Origin of the sequence: [Empedobacter] haloabium (assembly GCA_008011715.2) — a bacterium.
Lineage (GTDB): Bacteria > Pseudomonadota > Gammaproteobacteria > Burkholderiales > Burkholderiaceae_D > Rugamonas > Rugamonas haloabia.
Window position 1 is genome coordinate 3342323 of the sequence record CP136508.1, and the last position, 17439, is coordinate 3359761.

Here is a 17439-nt window from a genome sequence, read left to right on the forward strand (position 1 = left end):
GGTTGCCGAAATGGCAAACTTTTATTGAAGGGATGCAGCAAGCCGGCCCGCGACCCGGCGTTGTCCGGCTGCGCCAGCGCCGAGCCCGCGGCCCGCTGTGGTGACTGATCCCGACGCGGGACACGGCCCCGGCTGTGACGGGCGTGCCGACGGCCGGGCTCGTGTCAGCTTCGGTGCCTGACCCCATTGTTGACACGGGCCCGGCTGCCTGGAGCGTGCGTCAGCGCTTCAGCACATTCAATACCGCCAGGCTCATCGCCTGCGCCGCCGTCTTGATGGAAGGCTCCGGCACCGGCGCGTAGAACGGCGAGTGGTTGAAGGCGACGGGCTTGCCGCCCGGGCGCCGCGCTTCGGCCACGTCCTTCGGGTCGTACACGCCGGTAAAGAAGAACATCGACGGGATGCCCTGGCCGGCGAACTGGGAAAAGTCCTCGCTGGCCGTCATCGCCGGCATGCGCTGGGCGTTGGCCGGGCCGAACGCATCCTGGAACACGGCCTCGGTGCGGCGCACCAGCTCCTCGTCGTTGACGATGGCGGCGCCGCCGGCGGCGAGCTGCACGTCCGGCGCCGGCGCGCCGGCCATCGCGGCCGAGGCGTTGGCGACCCGCCGCACGCCTTCCAGCAGCCTGGCGCGCACCTCCGGGCTGTAGGAGCGGATGGTGCCACGCACCAGCACGCTGTCCGGAATGATGTTGCCGACCGTGCCGCCCTGGATCGCGCCGATCGTCACGACGCCGAACTCCTTCGGATCCTTCTCGCGGCTGACGACCGTCTGCACGTCGACGACGAAGCGGGCCGCGATCGTGATCGGGTCGAGCGCCTTGTCGGGGGCGGAGCCGTGTCCGCCGCGGCCCTTGAAGACGATTTCGAGGCCATCGGAATTGGACGAGACCGGACCGCTGTTGTAACCCACCGTGCCATGGGCCAGGGGCCACGAATGCAGCGCGAAGGCGTAGTCCGGTTTCGGGAAGCGCTTGAACAGGCCGTCATCGAGCATGGCCTTGGCGCCGGAGGTGATTTCCTCGGCCGGCTGGCCGATGAAGACCAGGGTGCCGTGCCACTGGTCCTTCAGCTCGACCAGCGTGCGGGCCGCGCCCAGCCAGCTGGCCATGTGCACGTCATGGCCGCAGCTGTGGGTGACGAAGCTGTCGCGGCCTTCACTGCTGGCACGGGCCCGGCTCGCATACGGCAGGCCCGTCTTTTCCTCCATCGGCAGGCCGTCCAGCTCGGTGCGCACCAGTACTGTCGGGCCTGTTCCGTTGCGCAGCACCGCCACGATGCCGGTCTTGCCGACCTTTTCGGTGACCTCGAAGCCCAGCTTGCGCATCTCGCCGGCCAGCTTGCCGGCCGTGCGCGTTTCCTGGAATGCGATCTCGGGATGGGCATGCAGGTCCTTGTAGAGCGCGTCGAGCCATGGATACATGCGCTCGATGCGGCTGGCGACCTGGGTCTTCAATGGGGCGGCCTGCTGCGCCAGTACGGCGCCACAGGACAAGGACAGCGACACGGCGGTCGCCAGCGAGCTGAGCAGGAAACGGGATTTCACGCGGGCCTCTTCGGATGCGATCGGAAACCGCACTATAGCGCGCCCGCCACCGCGCCGGTGCATCCGTGGGTGCGGCCGGGGCCGTGCGGGCCCCGGCGCATCGTCAGCGGGCCTGCCCCGCCGCCGTGCCCGCCACCTGGGCGGCGGCCGGCCGCAGCTCGCCGCGCAGGAACGCCGCCAGCTTGCCGGTCGATTCCGTCGACATATGGCCTTCGTCACGCAGCAGCAGCACGCCGTCCTTCTGGATGCCGCAGCTCTGGCCATCGCAGAACAGCTTGGACAGGTCGACGAAGCGCACGTTGTGCTCCTCGCTGAACTTGCGCTGGGCCGGGAAGAACGTGTAGTTCATCGTGTCCTTGAAGTCGAACGTGCAGCTGGAGAAGTCGCCATCCTGGCGCGCATGCATCTTCAGGCACTTCAGCGTGCCGCCGTAGCGCGGCGTGGCCGAGACCAGCACCAGCTTGTAGCCGAGCGCGCCCAGTTCCTTGAAGGTGCGCGAGGTGCCTTCGCGGAACACCTTGCCGGACAGGTTGGACGTGCTCGACATCACCACGGTGTACTGCTCCGGATGAGGCAGCGTGCGCAGGCGCTGGATCACGCGCTCGTTATAGGCGTCGCACGTGATCGCGGCCTTGATCGGCGCGTCCATGTAGCCGGGCACCGGCGGGCAGGACGACAGCGTCATCTGCCACAGGCCCTGGTCCGGGTAGACGTCGGCCAGCGCCTGGGCCAGGTGCATCGCATAGCTGTCGCCCCACAGGATGATCTTCGGATCGGGTTTCGATTGGCAGCGTTTGTCGTCCAGCTCGGCGCCCGAGCACGCGAACGACAGGCCACCGTTCTGGCCCAGGCGCAGCGTCTGCTCGTTGCGGCTCGGGAAACCGCGCCAGTGATGGCCGGCAAAACCGATGACGCCCATCGCCAGCAGTCCCAGCAGCGCAAACGCGAACACCTGGCGCCGCGTCAGGTTCAGCGCGCCACGGGCACGGAACGGCGTCTCCACGTAGCGGTAGGTCAGCCAGGCCAGCGCGAACACGAGCGCGATCAGGGCCAGCGCCACGCCATGGCTGGGGTCCTCGACGAAATACAGCCGGAAGAACGCCAGCGCGGGCTGGTGCCACAGGTAGGCGCTGTACGACACGATCCCGATCAGCACGACGCCCGGCAGGCCCAGTACGCTGTTGGCGATGGTGCCGGGGCGGGCAAACAGGATGATCAGGGCCGCGCCGACCGTCGGTACCAGCATGGCGGGACCGGGCGACAGCGTCTTGCCGTCGAACGCGAAGATGGCGACGACGATCAGCGCCAGGCCGATCAGGCTGCCCAGCTGGTTCAACCATTGCGGCGCCATCAGCATCGGCTGCTCCTTGCGCGACAGCAAGATCGCGCACAGCGTACCCAGCAGGATTTCCCAGGCCCGTGCCGGCAGCAGGTAGAACGCCATCGACGGATGACGATGCACGCTCCACTGCGCGAACAACAGGCTGGCCACGAAGATCGCCGCGAACACCGGCAGGATCAGCTTGCGGCCGTGGCGCCACAACGGCATCAGCGCCAGCGGGAACAGGATGTAGTAGTGTTCCTCGACCGCCAGGCTCCAGGTGTGCAGCAGCGGCTTCAGCTCGGCCGAGATGTCGAAGTAGCCGGTCTTGAGGAAGAAGTAAAACGTTGGACGAGAACAGCGAGGTGGCAAAAATGCTCTGGCTGAATTCCTTCATCTCGAACGGATCGAGCATCACCCAGGCGACCGGCAGGCAGGCCAGGATCACGAAGAACAGCGCGGGCAGGATGCGCCGGGCGCGCCGCTCGTAGAACTTGGCGATGGAGAATTCGCCCTGGGCCAGCTCGCCCAGGATGATGGTGGTGATCAGGTAACCGCTGATGACGAAGAAAACATCGACGCCGACGAAGCCGCCGCTGAATGCCTCGAAGCCCGCATGAAACAAAATAACGGGCAAAACGGCGAGCGCGCGCAATCCGTCGATCTCGCGTCTGTAATCCATGGTCGATCCCTCAAACGAGTGTTGTCAATACAGCATTGTAGCATCTATGCATGCACGCTTGGCAACAATGAAGCTTGCGCTAGATTTAGATGCAGTTGTGCTGCGTTGATGTCGTGTAGCGATACGAAAGCCGCGCGAGGCGTCCGGGTGCGCTGCGTCGCAGCATAGCGGCGCCAGATGGCAGCCGTGTGAAAAGCAGTGGCCAACGCTGTTATGCTGGGGTCATGAGCACAGAATCGGACATCGTTTTATCCGGCCCCTTCCAGGTCGCGGACGGCAGCGGCAGGCAGCATGACGCCAAGGCGATCCGCATCCACGACGAGGGTTACGGCATCATCGACGTCTACGTCGACTTCGCCCGCGCGCTCGATGGCGGCCACAAGGATGCCGCGCTGCTGCGCGGCATCGTCGAGCGCCTGCGCGCCCTGGGATACAAGGGCCCGGACTTCGGCCTGGGCGATGCCGGCCTGCAGGAAAGCCGGCTGATCGTGCTGGAAGCGCCCGAGGAGTTCACCGCGTTCGCCAAACAGCACGGCTGGAAGAACCTGGCCGAGGATTTCGACTGAGCCAGCGGCCTATTTGACGGCCGCGTTGCCGCCGTCGGCGAACAGCGCCGCGCCGGCCACGAAGCTGGCGCTGGGACTGGCCAGGAAGCAGATGGCCTCGGCGATCTCTTCCGGACGGGCAATGCGACCCAGCGCGTGCAGCCCGGCCGCCCAGTCCTTCTGCGCCTGGTCGCCCGCCATCGGCGTATCGGTGCCGCCCGGCAGCACTGCGTTGGCACGGATGCCCTGCGCCGCGTAGTCGGCCGTGATCCCTTTGACCAGCCCTACCAGCCCGGCCTTGGCCGTGCCGTACGCCGCCATGCCGGGAATACCCACACTGGTACCGACGAAGCTGGACGTGAACACCAGCGCGCCGCCGCCCCGTGCCAGCATGGCCGGGATCTGGCTGCGCGCGCCGAGGAACGCGGCCGTCAGGTTGACCTCCAGCACATGCTGCCAGGCGTCCAACGAGAGGCCGGCCAGCGGGCCGGCCGGGCCCACCACGCCGGCGTTGTTGACGGCGATGTCCAGGCCGCCGAATGCCTGCGCCGCGGCCACCAAGTGCTCGTGGGTGGCGGGATCGCCCGCATCGCCGGCCACGGCGCTGGCGCGACCCCCGCGCGCGCGGATCGCGTGCACCACTTCGTCCAGCGCTCCGGGGTGGCGCGCGTTGAGCACGACGGCCGCGCCCCGTTGCGCCAGCAGCTGCGCGGTGGCGCGGCCGATGCCGGACGAGGCGCCGGTGACGATGGCGACTTGGTCTGCAAGATCGAACATGAAATGCTCCCGGTTGGTTGAGATGGGAGCACTGTAGTGCGTGGCGCCGCTGCCGGCGCTCCGGTTCTTGCCGGCGAATTCCACGCCACGTTACAGTAGCGCTTTTGCCAGGAGTTGCCGCATGCATGGACCAGACGCCGACAATCCCTTCCCGATGGCGGGATTTCCCCAGGTGTGCTACCTGAACAACGTCATCGACGCGCCCAATATCGTCATCGGCGACTATACCTACTATGACGACCCGGACGGGCCGGATGCGTTCCGCCGCAACGTGCTGTATCACTTCCCCTTCATCGGCGACACGCTACGGATCGGCAAGTTTTGCGCGCTGGCGCGCGGCGTCAAATTCATCATGAACGGCGCCAACCACCAGATGAACGGCATCTCGACCTATCCCTTTTTCATCTTCGGCAACGGCTGGGACAGCGCGCGGCCGGCACCGGACGAACTGCCCTACAAGGGCGACACCGTGATCGGCAACGACGTGTGGATCGGCTATGACGCGCTGGTCATGCCGGGCGTGACGATCGGCGACGGCGCCATCGTGGCGGCGCGCAGCGTGGTGACGGCGGACGTGCCGCCCTACGCGATCGTGGGCGGCAACCCGGCGCGGCCGGTGCGCGCACGCTTCGACGCCGACACGGCCGCGCGCCTGGTGGCGCTGGCCTGGTGGGACCGGCCGGCCGAGTGGATCACGGCGCACCTGGCGCTGATCCGCGGCGGCGACGTGGCGGCGCTGGAGCGCGCCGCCGGCTGACGTTGCCACCAAAACAAATCGGGGACAGCTTCCGATTCCGCGAGGAATCGGAGGCTGTCCCCGATTTTGCTGAGCAATCAGGATTATTGCAGCAGCGACAGGACCAGCGAGGACTGGCTGTTGGACTGCTTCAGCATCGCGGTGCCGGCTTGCAGCAGCATCTGGTTCGCCGTCATGTTGGCCGATTCCGTCGCGAAGTCCACGTCCATGATGCGGCCGGTGGCGTTCTTCGTGTTGGTCGAGATGCTCGACAGGTTGTTGTAGACGTGGTCCAGGCGGTTCGAGATCGCACCCAGCTTCGAACGCACGGTGCCCACGGCGTCGATCGCGTCCGACAGGTTCTTGATCGTCGTGTTGGCGTTGGTCGCGCCGGTCGTCGCGTCGGCGCCGGAGATTTCCGTGCCGGCGGCGGTGGCGGCGACACCGGTGGCGCCGTCGTACTGCGTGGCGGCTGCCTTGATCTTGGTGTGCACGGCGGACATTTCGGTCGTGAAGTCGGCCGTCATCTTCTCGTCCTTGTCCGAACCGATCTGGAACGTGATCGTCGTCGACAGCTTGCCGGTGCCATCCGTCATCAGGTTGGTGCCGCCGAACTTGGTGTTGGTCATGATGTTGCCCAGTTCGTTCGACAGGGAGTCGAATTCGGCCTGCATCGCGGCCTGGTCGTCCATGGTCGAGGAACCGTCGGCGGCCTGGGTTGCCAGGTCTTTCATGCGGTTCAGGATGTTGGTGGTCTCGTCCAGCGCGCCTTCGGCGGTCTGCATCAGCGAGATCGAGTTTTGCGTGTTGCGCATCGCCACTTGCATGCCGCTGGTCTGGGTCTTCAGGCGGGTGGCGATCTGCAGGCCAGCAGCGTCGTCCATGGCCGAATTGATACGGTAGCCGGTCGACAGGCGGGTCATCGACGTCGACAGCTGGCTTTGGGTGCGGGTCAGCGAGTTTTGTGCGGACAGGGCGGCGTTGTTGGTGTGCAGGCTCAGCATTTTGTAGCTCCAGAAGATTCGGTTGGTATCGGTTTTGGACAGTTAGCTGCCCGCTCATGAGTACAAGACGACCGTCCCGGCGCGGGCATTAAATGTCGCGCGTAAATTTTTCGATCTGTTTACCGGTCCGCGCCTCTTGTCTCCCGGACAACGCACTCAGCCTGCTTGCCGGCAGCGCCGCCGCCGCATACTCCACCACAAACCGACCAGGAACAGCAGGAGCGCCAGCACGAACAGCAGCACCAGCAGCCGCGCTGTTCCGGCCGGGCCCGGGCCGGCACCCAGGCGGGCAGCTAGCGACTGGGGCAGTGGTTCCTCGATGGCGCCGGCGTCGCAACGGCCCCGCTGCAAGCGCGCCCGGCCGAACAGATCGACGCTGGCCACCAGCGCATGGCTCGTGCACAGCGCCGTCACGCCGCTGTCCCGGGCCGCGCTTACCAGGCCGGGCCGGTAGTCAGCGCCCAGCCCAGGTTCCCGCGCGGTGGCACTACCGCCGCAATCGCCGCCCGGATACTGCAAGTTGCCGCCCAGGCTGGCCGCTGCCACGCCCGGCGCGCAGTGAAACCCGGCATTGCGCAGCAGGATCGTATTGCCCAGCCTGACCGTCGCCGCTGTACCCGACGGTCCCGCCAGCGCGCCAGCCAGGTTATCGGCAATGGTCGTATTGACCAGCATGATGCTGGCGCCCTGGATCGCCCCCGTGGTCCCGGCCGGGCCGTTGCGGGCGACCAGGCCGTTACCGATCTCGATCGTCGCCGCGCCACCGGCAATCGCCGGGCCCAGCGCCGCGGTGTTATCGACCAGGATCGGCCGCGCCAGCGCCAGCATGTCCGCCGGCGGCGCGACGGACATGCTGGCGCTCAAGGCGGCCAGTACGCCATCGAACGGGGCCGGCAGCACCAGCGCTCGCCAGCCCGCGATGGCGCCGCCTTCGTTCCAGCGGAATAACACCTGCTCGCCGTCCACCCGGCCGGCGAACAGCAGCGCCCCGCCCCCGAGCGTGGCGACGTTGCGGCGGAACTGGGTGCGCGACAGGGCCAGCCCCGGCTGGGCCGTCCAGGCTTCCTCGCTCCATGGATTGAGCAGCGGCGCCCGGCCCCAGGACAGGACGGCTCCGCCGGCACGGGCCCGGTTGGCATCGAAAACGCTGTCCTCGATGCGCAGCCGCGAGCCCAGCGCCTGGATGGCGCCACCGAAGCCCGCGCTTGTATTGTCGCGAAAGGTGGCCTGCGCCAGCGTCGCATCGCAGCGCACCAGCGTCAGCGCGCCGCCGCAGCAGCCCCAGGCGGCTCCCCACTGCCCGGGCGGCGTGCCGTTGCCCTGGAAACGGGTGCGGCGGATCTCCACCATCGCATCCGTCAACAGCAGTGACGTGCGATTGTTGGTAAAGGTGCTGTCGATTATCGACACGGTACGCGCCAGCGCGCGCTGGCCGGCGATCGGCGCCGAGCCGCCGCCGATGGGCGCGTCGAAGTTGCCGTTGAACGTGACGTTGCGCAGCGCGATGCGGTCGGCGCTGACAATTGCGGCAAAGGCGCCCGGCCGCCCCGGGTCGCCATTGCGCGCAAACGTGCTGTCCTCGGCCATCAGGTCGCGCGCCACGTAGGCGCCCAGGCTGTCCTGCGTGACGACACCGCGGAGCTCGATGGCCGCGCCCCTGACCGCCCCGACCGCGATGCTGCCCGCATTTGGCGCGGCGGCGGTGGCGGCGGTACGCGGATTGGCCACCGTGACGCCGGTCAAATGCAGCCCGGTCCCCACGGCAAACAGGGGCCCCGCCACCGGGCCGCGCAATGTCACGTTGCCAGCGCCGCGGATGTCGACCGTGGCGGGCGTCGTAAGGGTGCGGGTCAGCACGATCTCGTTCTGCCCGGGCGGACAGCGGATTTCGACGATGCCACCGGCCGCATAGGCCGTCTCCAGGTTGAGGCCCCCGGGCGCATCCGCCCGGCCGCACACCGTCACGACCTGCGGGGCGGCAATGGCGACGCCGGTCCAGGCCAGCACCGAAGCGGCCAGCACCGGAGCGGCCAGGGCGTGGCGCCACGGGCGAGCGCGGCTAGCGAGGATACCGTTCAAGCGTCAACCCTGCCTCTCCCCGCCGCACCGGGTTGCGCGCGTCGTTCAGGTCGATGAAGATGCGCGGTCCCACCGAGCGGCAGTTGGCCGCCTGCGTCGCCGCCACGTTGCTGATGGTGAAGCGCGCCCCGGTCTCGTGGTTGACGACACCGCAGGCGCGCCGGTCCGCGCCGAACGCCTCATCCGCCGGCGTGAACGCCAGCAGGCGCTTCTGCGTCACGGCGAAGTACTCGACACGGTCGCTGGCCCTGGCCGCCGCCCAGGCCGCGAACTTGCCGCCGTTCTCGCGCTTGAGTTCATCGGCGAAGGCGGCCAGCGAGCGGCCATAGGCGTCCTGCTGCGCCACTTCGAAGAAGCCCCAGCCCTGCGGGCTGCGGTAGATCGCAATGAACAGGTCGTTCGCCGCCACGCCGTCACGGTCGTCGAACGCGCCGCAGCGGGTCGAGTCGACGACAATGAAGTTGCGCGCAAAGGTGCGGGCGCCGCAGGTGTCCGGATCGAAATCCTCCGGCATGCGCGGCCGCAGCCCACAGGCGAACGAGCCGGCCACGCAATGGTTGTCGGAGAACGACCACAGCGGCTTGCCCGTCTTGAGTCCGGTGTCCGCGCTGTTCTCGTCCAGCAGGCCCCAGTCGGCCTCCCTGCCGTCGAAGCGCAGGAACTGCTTGACGCGGGACCGGTCCCGCGCCTTGCCGTCCGCCCCCGGCACGGGCGCGCCCGTCATCAGCGTCGTCGGCACGCCCACGCCACGGTCGTTGACGACGTCCCCGCTGATCGGCGGATAGATCGTGAATCCCAGCGGCGAGCGGAATCCCTGTGCCGGCCCCTCGTCGCTGCCGCCGGCGGTGATCAGCCAGCCATTGCCGCTGGCATAGCGCTCGCGCGTGTGGTGGCGGTACTGCTGTTCGCGCCCGACCGTCTTGTTGACCGCGATATCGAGGATGATCGGGTCGGGGCGGTATTGCGACGTCGAGAACCACACCAGCTGGCCGAACGTGTGCGGCTTGGCTTCCTGGTCCGGCGCATGGCGCATCTGGCCCGTCCACACCTGCAGCGCGGCCAGCTGGTTGTCGGCGCCGACACCCAGTTCGAGCAGCGATCGGCCCCGGTAGTAGACATAGTTTTCCTCGGCCAGCCGGCGGTAGGGTATCAGCCGGCGCCCCTCCAGCGAGCCGACCGCGAGCTTGGCTGCCGACAGGTCCAGCAGCGCGGCCGCCGCATCCACCACCGGCTGGTCCTTGACATCGCAGGGCCGGTCGCTGTTCAGGATGAAGCGGCTCGCTTCGTACTCCCACGACACGTCGCAGGCGTAATCGAGCAGGTTCAGGAACGCCGCATGGCTGAAGCGGTTGTACGGTTTGGCGTTGTACTCGACGAAGTCCTCGCGGGCGATGCGCTGCATCCGCATCAGGAGCCACACGCGCAGCTCCTCGTTCAGCGCGGCGATGGTATCGAAGCCCTTGCGTTCGTCCTGCGCGCTGAGCTCGGCCATCATCAGCTTGTTCTTCACGTAGCGCGACGAGTTCTGCATCAACAAGTGGTTTTCCGTTTCCTCGATGCCACCGCCGGCAAACGTGATCAGCACGACGGCACCGACGGCGATGGCCACCGCCACGCCCACGCCCACCGCGCCTGCCAGTGCGCCCGCGATCGCGCCGGCAATGGCGCCCGCCAGTGCCGCCGCCAGCAGGAACACCACCACGATCACCAGCGCCGCCAGGAAGCGCAACAGGCTGTCCCAGAACGACTTCTTGCCGAGGGCATCGCTGGCCGCTTCCGAATAGCTGCCGGGGTCGGCGCCGGTGCCGTTGACCGTGTCGATCGCGTCGCCATACTGGTTGGGCAAGTTGCCGCAGCTGGTAACGAGGTTGAACACTTCGCGCGCCGTGGCGCCCTGTTCGGGACTGCTGCGCAAGGTCAGGAAGCGGCGGTTGAGCACCGCGATGGCCGCCGTGACATCCTCGCCGATGGGCAGCGTCGAACGGCCGAAGCGGTACAGCAGCGCCGCCAGGCGCGTGTATTCGATCACCGCCATGTCCCAGTCGCCGTTCAGGCCCTTCAGCTTGAACGTGAACTCGGACAGGCACGGCAGCTTGCCGGCGCTGGTGCCCGCCAGTTCGGGCGTGACCGTCCCGCCCTCCTCCGTCCACGGGCCATGGCGCGGATGGGTCATGACGGCACGGATCTGCCGGGCCAGGCACTCCCGGCTGAGGCGCAGGCCGACCATCTCGCCCTCCTTTTCGCGCGCGACACCGACGCAGGCGGCACCGCTGGCGCCGGCCGTGCTGTCGTACAGCTCACGAAATACCCGATTGACGATATCGTGGTCCGCCTCGCCCGCATGCGCAACCCCGTCCGAGGTCAGCGGCAGCCAGTCGCGCCGCACCTCGGCGCCGCTGAGGAACATCTCGCAGTCCCACGCCCGGTGCGACTGGTCGGCCAGCAGCGCGGCCTTGCCCAGCATCAGCGTGACGGGCCATTGGGCCAGGTTCGGCACGGGCGCATCGAACGCCTTGCCATGCCGGCCGGCCAGCGCGAACCCGCGTGCGAACGCGAACTCATTGCCGCACGCCATGGCCCGGTGCAGCACGTCGGCCCGCGCCGCGATGCCGTCGCGCGCCATCGCGCCGTCGGTGGCGGCCGCGCCGAAGCGCGCCGGCGTCTCGTTGACGCTTCTGGCTGTGCCATGCCATAGCGACAGCAGCGCCACCGCGCCGATCAGCGCAGGCAGTCGCGCGCTCACCGCGGCAAATCTCCGCGCGGACCGGCGTTTTCCCGCAGGGTTTCTTCCCGCACGGCTGTGGTCACGCACGTGGTATCGGCGGCGAAGGCCTCGCGCCAGACAAAGCCCGGGGCGCATGTCTTGGGTCCGAACGGCCCGCTGACCCACAGCAGTGGCGCGCGAGCGTTGTCGGCCGCGGCCCGGCGCCGGCTGGCCGGGCTGACGCAGACGTTGTCGTCGGGCGCTGCCGCCCGCGCCACCGTGCCGGCCGGACAGGGAGCGCCGTGCGCCACGCCCGGCAGGAAACACGACGATAACGCGAGCAGCGCCCCCAGGGCGGCGCCGGGGAAAGGGCTGGACAGCATGGAAACTCCTTTCCGCCCGCGCACCGGAAGGCGCGCATCGCATTGTGCTAGTCGGTTACTGCAATCTAGACGCGTGTGGCAAAAGATCAAGGCCAGGCTGCCAAAGTGTCGCGTACTCGCACACCCTGCCGTCGCGCACGTCCGTGACCCGGCGGGACCGTGGGATCGTCTATCATGTGGCCACGTATGCAATATTGTTCACCTGGAGCCCCATGAAGCAATTCACCCTGCCGCAAAACTCGTTCCTGCTGCTGCTCGGCCTGGTCACCCTGGCCTTCCTGTGGATCCTCAGCCCGTTCGCGGGCGCGATTTTCTGGGGCGTGGTGTTCGCCATCGTGTTCGCGCCGCTGCATTACCGGCTGCTGGAGGTCACGGGCAACAAGCCGACCGCGTCGGCGCTGATCGCGCTGCTGCTGATCGTCCTGATGGTGATCCTGCCGGTCACCCTGATCGCCATCTCGCTGGTCAACCAGGCCGCCGCCGTGTACGCGATGATCGAGTCGGGCCAGATCAATTTCGGCGCCATGTTCCAGCGCGCCATCAACGGTTTGCCGGGCTGGGCGCTGGAACTGCTGGAGCGCTTCGAACTGACCAGCCTGGCCACGCTGGAAGCGAAGCTGACGGCCGCCGCTGCCCAGATCAGCCAGGCCACGGCGAAGTACGCCATCAACGTCGGCCGGAATGCCCTCGACTTCATGGTCAGCGTGACCGTCATGCTGTACCTGCTGTTCTTCCTGTTCCGCGACGGCCAGACCCTGTCCGGCAAGATCCGCAGCGCGGTGCCGCTCAGCGAGCGTTACAAGGAGCCGCTGTTCGAGAACTTCATCACCGTCATCCGTGCCACCGTCAAGGGCAATATCCTGGTGGCGCTGGCCCAGGGCGCGCTGGGCGGCCTGGCGTTCTGGTTCCTGGACGTGCCGGGTCCCTTGCTGTGGGGCGTGGTGATGGCCTTCCTGTCGCTGCTGCCGGCCGTCGGCGCTGCCATCATCTGGGGCCCGGTGGCCATCTACTTCATCGCCACCGGCGCGACGTGGGAGGGCATCGGCCTGGTGGTGTATGGCGTGATGGTGATCGGCCTGGTGGACAACCTGCTGCGCCCCGTCCTGGTCGGCAAGGACACCAAGCTGCCCGACTACGTGGTGCTGCTGTCCACCATCGGCGGCATGGCGCTGTTCGGCCTGAATGGCTTCGTCATCGGCCCCGTGATCGCCGCCTTGTTCATCGCCACCTGGGACCTGTTCGCCAACGCGGGCGAATTCCACGACCGCTGACCATGGCGCCGGACCCGCTGCACGACTTCCACCCCGCCGTCGCGGCGTGGTTCCGGGCATCGTTCGCCGGCGCCACCGAGGCGCAGCGCCGCGCCTGGCCGCTGATCCAGGCCGGCCGCGCCACGCTGATCGCCGCGCCCACCGGCTCCGGCAAGACGCTGACGGCCTTCCTGGCCGCGATCGACGCGCTGGTGCGCGAAAGCGCGCAAGCGCCCTTGCCGGACGAGACGCGCGTGCTGTACGTCTCGCCATTGAAGGCGCTGTCGAACGACATCCGCGTCAACCTGCTGGCGCCGCTCGAGGGCATCGACGCGCAACTGGCGGCGCTCGGGTTGCCGCCGCACGGCATCCGCAGCGCCGTGCGCACCGGCGACACGCCGCAGGCCGAACGCAATGCCGCGCGCAAGCGCCCGCCGCACATCCTAGTCTCGACGCCGGAATCGCTGTACGTGCTGCTGGGCAGCGACAGCGGCCGCGCCATGCTGGCCACCGTGCGCACCGTGATCGTCGACGAGATCCATGCGGTGGCCGGCGGCAAGCGCGGCAGCCACCTGGCGCTCAGCCTGGAACGGCTCGATGCGCTGCTGGCGCGGCCGGCCGTGCGGGTCGGCCTGTCCGCCACGCAGAAGCCGATCGCCCTGATCGCGCAGTTCCTGGCGGGCGCCGGCCGGCCTTGCGCCATCGTCGACGTCGGCCACGTGCGCGCGCGCGACCTGGGCCTGGAGCTGCCGCCGGTGCCGCTGGAGGCCGTGATGCCGAACGAGGTGTGGGAGCGCGTGTACGACCGTCTGGCCGAGCTGGCCGCGCTGCACAGGACCACGCTGGTGTTCGTCAACACGCGGCGCATGGCCGAACGGATGGCGCGCCACCTGGCCGACCGCCTCGGTGCGGAACACGTGACGGCACACCACGGCAGCCTGGCCAAGGAATTCCGGCTCGATGCCGAGCAGCGCCTGAAACGGGGCGAGCTGCGCATGCTGATCGCCACCGCCTCGCTGGAACTGGGCATCGACATCGGCGACGTCGACCTGGTCTGCCAGATCGGTTCGTCGCGCAGCATCGCCGCCTTCCTGCAGCGGGTCGGCCGCTCCGGCCACCACGTCGGCGGCGTGCCGAAGGGGCGCTTGTTCCCGACCTCGCGCGACGACCTGGTCGAATGTGCCGCCCTGCTCGACTGCGTGCGGCGCGACGAACTCGACGCGCTGCGCGTTCCCGTCGCGCCGCTGGACGTGCTGGCGCAGCAGGTCGTGGCCGAGGTGGGCCTGCGCGAATGGCGCGAGGATGCCCTGTTCGAGCTGGCGCGCGGAGCCACGCCGTACGCGGCGCTGCCGCGCGCACGCTTCGAGGACGTGCTGCGCATGCTGACCGAGGGCTACCACAGCCGCCAGGGCGTGCGTGGTGCCTGGCTGCACCGCGATGCCGTCAGCGGCACCGTGCGCGGGCGGCGCGGCGGCAAGCTGGCCGCCGTGATGTCGGGCGGGACGATTCCCGACAACGCCGACTTCACCGTGCTGCTCGAACCGGCCGGCCTGAACGTCGGCACCGTGCACGAGGACTTCGCCGTCGAGAGCTTGGCCGGCGACGTGTTCCAGCTCGGGAACACGTCCTACCGCATCCTGCGCGTGGAGGCGGGCAAGGTGCGGGTCGAGGATGCGCACGGCGCCGCGCCCAACATTCCGTTCTGGCTGGGCGAGGCGCCCGGCCGCAGCGACGAGCTGTCGCGGGGCGTCGCGCGCCTGCGCGGCGAGATCGACCGGCTGCTGGGCGAACGCGAAGACGCGGACGCGGCCACCCTGCATGCGGTGGCCTGGCTGTACGAACACCTGGGCCTGGCCGACGACGCGGCGCGCCAGATCGTCGAGTATCTGGCGCGTGCCCGCGCCGCGCTGGGCGCCCTGCCCACCGCCGACACGCTGGTGCTGGAGCGCTTCTTCGACGAATCGGGCGGCATGCAGCTGGTGCTGCACACGCCCTACGGCAGCCGCGTCAATCGCGCCTGGGGCCTGGCGCTGCGCAAGCGCTTCTGCCGCACCTTCAATTTCGAGCTGCAGGCCGCCGCCACGGAGGACGCCATCGTGCTGTCGCTGTCGGAAAGCCACAGCTTCCCGCTCGACGAGGTATGGCGCTACCTGCGCTCGAACAGCGCCGAGCACGTGCTGGTGCAGGCGCTGCTGGACGCGCCCCTGTTCAATGTGCGCTGGCGCTGGAACGCGACGACCGCGCTGGCCCTGCCCCGCTTTGCCGGCGGCCGCAAGGTGGCGCCGCAGCTGATGCGGATGAAAAGCGACGACATGCTGGTGGCCGTGTTCCCCGACCAGGCCGCGTGCCTGGAGAACATCGCCGGCGAACGGGAGATCCCCAGCCACCCGCTGGTGGACCAAACCCTGGACGACTGCCTGCACGAGGCAATGGATGCCGAGGGCTGGCTGGCGCTGCTGCGGCGCATGGAAGCCGGCGAAGTACGGCTGCTGGCGCGCGACCCGGCGGCGCCCTCGCCGCTGGCGATGGAAATCCTGAACGCGCGCCCGTACGCCTTCCTGGACGACGCGCCGCTGGAGGAACGCCGCACGCAAGCGGTATTGAACCGGCGCTGGACCGAGCCCACCAGCGGCGACGACCTGGGCGCGCTCGACGCCGGCGCCATCGACGCGGTGGCGGGGGAAAGCTGGCCGCGCGTGCGCGCCGCCGACGAGATGCACGAAGCGCTGGTGGCGCTGGCCTGCGTCACGGTGGAGGAAGCCGCTGCCAACGACGGCTGGCAGGACTGGCTGGCAAGCCTGGCGGCCGGCGGCCGCGCCACCCGCCTCGAGCACCTGTGGGTGGCGCTGGAGCGGCTGGCCTGCGTGCGGGCGGCGTGGCCGGACGCCGTGGCCGAGCCGGCGCTGGTGCTGCCTGAACGACTGGCGCAACGCGATGCCGAGAGCTGGCCGCGCGACGCGGCCCTGGTCGAGATCCTGCGCGCGCGCCTGTCCGGCTTCGGCCCGCAGACGCTGGCCGCCATCGCCGCGCCGCTGCGGCTGCCGCAGAGTACCGTGGCGATCGCGCTGGCGCGGCTGGAAAGCGAAGGCTACGTGCTGCGCGGCCGCTTCACGCCAGGCGGCACGGACGAGCAATGGTGCGAGCGCCACCTGCTGGCGCGCATCCACCGCTACACGATCCGCCACCTGCGGCGCGAAATCGAGCCGGTCGAACGGCGCGACTTCATGCGCTTCCTGTTCGAATGGCAGCACGTGGCGCCGGAGGCGCGCCTGCAGGGCGGCGACGCCCTGACGCAGGTGCTGGCCCAACTGGAAGGCTACGAGGCCGCCGCCGGTGCCTGGGAGAGCGAGCTGCTGGCGGCGCGCGTGCGCGACTACTCGCAGCTGTACCTCGATGAACTGTGCCGCGCCGGCCGTTTCGTCTGGACCCGCGTCGGCGCGCCGGCCAGCGCCAGCGGCGGCCCCGTGCACGCCACGCCGCTGGTGCTGCTGCCGCGCCGGCAACTGGGATTGTGGCACGCGCTGCCGGCCGTTGCCGCCGAGGTGGCGCTGTCGCCGCGGGCGCTGCGCGTGGCGGACGCGTTGCGCCAGCATGGCGCGATGTTCTTCGACGAGCTGGCGCACGATGCCCGCCTGCTGGGCGCGGAACTGGAGGACGCGCTGGGGGAGCTGGTGCAGACGGGCCTCGTCAACGCCGACAGCTTTGCGGGGCTGCGCGCGATGCTGGTGCCGGCAGCGAAGCGCAATACGATGGACCGCCGGCGCCGCCGCGGCGGCGGCCCGACCATGGAGGAAGCGGGCCGCTGGGCGCTGGTGCGGCGCGCCGACGGCGTCCGGCTGGTCGAGCGTACGCCCGACACGGCCAGTGTGTCCTCCGCGCCGGCCCGGCGCCCGCGCACGGAACCGGACACGCTGGAGCACATCGCCTTGACCCTGCTGCGCCGTTACGGCGTGATGTTCTGGCACCTGCTGGAGCGGGAAGCGGCCTGGCTGCCGGCCTGGCGCGAGCTGCTGCCGGTGTATCACCGGCTGGAAGCGCGCGGCGACATTCGCGGCGGCCGCTTCGTCGCCGGCCTGTCCGGCGAGCAGTTCGCGCTGCCCGAGGCGATCCCGCTGCTGCGCGAGATGCGGCGGCGCGAACCCGACGGCAGCCTCGTGGCGGTCTCCGGCGTCGACCCGCTGAACCTGTGCGGCACGCTGCTGCCGGGCGAGAAGGTGGCTGCGCTGGCGGGCAACCGGGTGCTGTTCCGCGATGGCGTCCCGGTCGCCACGCTTATCGCCGGCAAATTCGGCTACCTAGGGACACCGACGCCGGCCGAGCGCGAGGCCTGGCATGGCGCGCTGGTGGGCCGCGGCGCTTGAAGCCGGTGAAACACCGGTGTCAGGCACCTGTTTGCAGGTCTGCGACCTGCA

11 protein-coding genes are annotated in these 17439 nt (G+C 69.2%); 4 read left to right on the forward strand and 7 right to left on the reverse strand.

The genetic code is table 11. The features are described from left to right. Positions 1 to 220: 220 nt before the first annotated feature. Both E7V67_014595 and E7V67_014600 read right to left on the reverse strand, forming a co-directional pair. Positions 221 to 1456: an amidohydrolase gene (locus E7V67_014595; protein ID WUR16285.1), complete on the reverse strand. Its 1236-nt coding sequence runs from the start codon at positions 1454 to 1456 to the stop codon at positions 221 to 223. 193 nt (positions 1457 to 1649) lie between these two features. Beyond that, complete coding sequence (locus E7V67_014600) at positions 1650 to 3239, reverse strand: acyltransferase family protein (protein WUR10951.1); 1590 nt, start codon at positions 3237 to 3239, stop codon at positions 1650 to 1652. 534 nt (positions 3240 to 3773) lie between these two features. Here E7V67_014600 and E7V67_014605 point away from each other — a divergent pair. Continuing rightward, positions 3774 to 4115, forward strand: a complete 342-nt coding sequence (locus tag E7V67_014605) for a hypothetical protein (GenBank protein WUR10952.1) — start codon at positions 3774 to 3776, stop codon at positions 4113 to 4115. A gap of 9 nt (positions 4116 to 4124) precedes the next feature. Here E7V67_014605 and E7V67_014610 read toward each other — a convergent pair whose 3' ends face one another. After that, positions 4125 to 4871, reverse strand: a complete 747-nt coding sequence (locus E7V67_014610) for an SDR family oxidoreductase (GenBank protein ID WUR10953.1) — start codon at positions 4869 to 4871, stop codon at positions 4125 to 4127. 121 nt (positions 4872 to 4992) lie between these two features. Between E7V67_014610 and E7V67_014615 the strand changes: the two genes are divergently transcribed. Further along, positions 4993 to 5628: a CatB-related O-acetyltransferase gene (locus E7V67_014615; protein ID WUR10954.1), complete on the forward strand. Its 636-nt coding sequence runs from the start codon at positions 4993 to 4995 to the stop codon at positions 5626 to 5628. 83 nt (positions 5629 to 5711) lie between these two features. On the opposite strand, the gene E7V67_014620 is transcribed toward E7V67_014615, so the two are convergent. The 4 genes from E7V67_014620 to E7V67_014635 all read right to left on the reverse strand — a co-directional run bounded on the left by E7V67_014620 (position 5712) and on the right by E7V67_014635 (position 11777). Further along, entirely contained in the window at positions 5712 to 6611 is a 900-nt protein-coding gene (locus E7V67_014620) for a flagellin (GenBank protein ID WUR10955.1), read from the reverse strand. A 156-nt stretch (positions 6612 to 6767) separates the two neighbouring features. Then, entirely contained in the window at positions 6768 to 8690 is a 1923-nt protein-coding gene (locus E7V67_014625; protein WUR10956.1) for a hypothetical protein, read from the reverse strand. Next, complete coding sequence (locus E7V67_014630) at positions 8671 to 11433, reverse strand: hypothetical protein (protein ID WUR10957.1); 2763 nt, start codon at positions 11431 to 11433, stop codon at positions 8671 to 8673. The genes E7V67_014625 and E7V67_014630 overlap by 20 nt, the downstream gene beginning before the upstream one ends. Next, positions 11430 to 11777, reverse strand: a complete 348-nt coding sequence (locus tag E7V67_014635) for a hypothetical protein (protein WUR10958.1) — start codon at positions 11775 to 11777, stop codon at positions 11430 to 11432. The genes E7V67_014630 and E7V67_014635 overlap by 4 nt, the downstream gene beginning before the upstream one ends. 212 nt (positions 11778 to 11989) lie before the next feature. On the opposite strand from E7V67_014635, the gene E7V67_014640 reads away from it, so the two are divergent. Next, on the forward strand, positions 11990 to 13048 hold the full coding sequence (locus E7V67_014640) for an AI-2E family transporter (protein ID WUR10959.1): 1059 nt from the start codon (positions 11990 to 11992) through the stop codon (positions 13046 to 13048). Positions 13049 to 13050: 2 nt separating this feature from the next. Further along, a complete protein-coding gene (locus tag E7V67_014645) occupies positions 13051 to 17388 on the forward strand; it encodes a DEAD/DEAH box helicase (protein WUR10960.1) in 4338 nt (1445 codons plus the stop codon). Positions 17389 to 17439: the final 51 nt, after the last annotated feature.